This window comes from Intestinibacter sp. (assembly GCF_051866655.1).
GTDB lineage: Bacteria > Bacillota > Clostridia > Peptostreptococcales > Peptostreptococcaceae > Intestinibacter.
Map to the genome: position 1 here is coordinate 1 of NZ_JBJDXL010000523.1, position 2256 is coordinate 2256.

Here is a 2256-nt window from a genome sequence, read left to right on the forward strand (position 1 = left end):
TATTCTAATTTAAGAACTCCTATACTCTGAAGTCTGATATACACTCAAAGTTTTCTCCATTAGTTCTCCATATCTTCTTACCAATAGTATCTACTCCGTATATCCCAAGAGGAGTTTTTATTACTGAATCCTTCCACTAACTTCCAAAGGTATCTGATATTATTTTGGGATTCTCTGGGAGTACGTTAGAAGTATTTATAAATACATTTCCTCCGGCCCCTTCTCCTGCAATAGCTCTCTCATTTACCGGAATAAGAGCGACTCCGTGCTCAAATACACATATTAAATTACCGCGGAACTCTACTAGCTTTGTGATTTGACCATAGGTCTTTGGGTAATCTCTGTAATGAGTTCCCTAGAATGTTCTAAATCCGTTCTTAAACGCATCGTTAACATGAATATCTGAATAAGATATTCTATTAGTAAAGTCATTCTTAATAGCAGGTACATCTGGAACTTCAAAGTTATATCTCTCAGATAATGATTTGCTAAATCCATTATTTAGACATAGAGATTCTGGAGTCTTATATGAACCATCAACTGACATTCCATAATAAGGATAAAATCCTCTAGAGTGTCCAGTTAATGCTGCCTCATCAACATTCGAATCATCTAAAGATCTTATATTTAAGTTATTAGAAGATATAAGCTAGAATGTAACCCACATTCCTATTTTAACAGCATTTACATCTCCCAAGTTAATTTTCTCAAAGTTTTCAGTTTTTACAACTCCGTCAGAAACTTCAAAGTTATCCTTCCAACAATCCTCATCAACTATCTTGTGGTTTATTGGTGCTGAAGGATCCTGGAAATTTCTGTTAAATCTATGAGTAAAGGTACAAATATATGTATCTCCCCTATATAGGATGAAATCTTCTTCAGGAACCTAGGTAATATCATACCTATCCGATATGGCATAATAAGGGGACTTATCATTTATTCTAATCTTAAAAAGCTCCTACTTATTCATAGATAAGTAATCCTTTATATAGATATTTACTAAAGTCCCTGGGTATTTATATCCATCAAATGCTAAATAAGGTCCATAGGATCCTCTTAGCAAATTGCTAGCATCAGTTGATTTTAGTTCTTGGTTAATATATTCATACCTAAATGCTTCCTCAGCTTCTCCTGCTCTAGCAGAGAATAACTTATTACCTACTTCAACCAATTTAGTATTATCCTCTACTCCTACTATTCTTGTGTTTAAGCAAGGCCTATTATTGTGGTCTAAGTATCTTGGGCTATTGACATATAAATGTCTATTTTCTCCTAAGTCTTGTTGCAGCGGACTGCTGTTAGTTATCTACTCAACCACATACTCATCTCCACAGAACAAGGTATTAAGATATGAGCTATTAATATCATATTCTGGACATATAGCTCCATACTTATTTACATTAGAAGTTTTAACGCAGTAGAGTCTATCTTCTAAAGTATGTACTAAGGTTCTAGAATCGGTTAAGAATCTTTCAGCAATAAAGAAGGTATCTCCAGCTTTGCCTTTAGATTCTGAATTAACCTCCGTAGAGGAATCTGTATATAATAAAGGAGTATTAGATTCTCCATCAACTCCAATAGTCAGAGCTTGACATAGACGAAGAGGTATTCTTTTTTGTCTTACAAAGAAGTACCCTTTTATCTGATACTTCCTAAGCTCCTAGAATAGAGTATCTTTGTCATCCATCTCTATCTTTATACCTATAACATTGTTAATTTCAGAGTCTAACCCAGATTCTATTCTAACAACTCCGAATACATTCTCCAAAGATTCAGAAGTTTCCTAAGAACTAGCCTAATCACCGTCAGCAGACTTATACACAATTCCTGTGTCCTCATTATAGGTTATATAATTTCTAGTATTAACTCCGTCTACAGTATTATATACATTGAATTTGTTATAGGTCTATTGGTAGTCAGTAAAGAACATTCCTCTTATGTTAAATACAGGAGAAAGAGTTCCGTTACTCATTAAATATACGATTCCGAATCTATAGATTTCGTGGTTCTAATACCCAGTATAATTGTGAATAAACCTGGGATCAGAATAAGTTCCTTCCGTTACATTATTATAATCATGAGGAACTGGAGAGTACGTTTTCGTATTATCAGGTCTTGCTGTAAATCTCAAAGATAAATCTGCAAATTCCTTATAGTCTATAATCTAGTTAGTTACATTTCCAAAGAAAAGCATATTCTAACAGGATGCCTAAGTCTGTACATTTTCAGCTATCTAGTACTTAGTATTTATTTCAT

General features: G+C 33.7%; 2 protein-coding genes. Both read right to left on the reverse strand.

The annotated features are described in order from the left end of the window. Positions 1-355 precede the first annotated feature (355 nt). Complete coding sequence (locus tag ACI3VO_RS15775; RefSeq protein WP_439758830.1) at positions 356-547, reverse strand: hypothetical protein; 192 nt, start codon at positions 545-547, stop codon at positions 356-358. Between the two features lie 411 nt (positions 548-958). Further along, positions 959-1171, reverse strand: coding sequence for a hypothetical protein (locus ACI3VO_RS15780; protein ID WP_439758831.1), 213 nt, complete (start codon positions 1169-1171; stop codon positions 959-961). Positions 1172-2256 lie beyond the last annotated feature (1085 nt).

Bases quoted from the DNA above. Each gene is read 5' to 3' on its own strand.
- ACI3VO_RS15775 (WP_439758830.1), bottom strand. From the start codon at position 547: ATGTCAGTTGATGGTTCATATAAGACTCCAGAATCTCTATGTCTAAAT.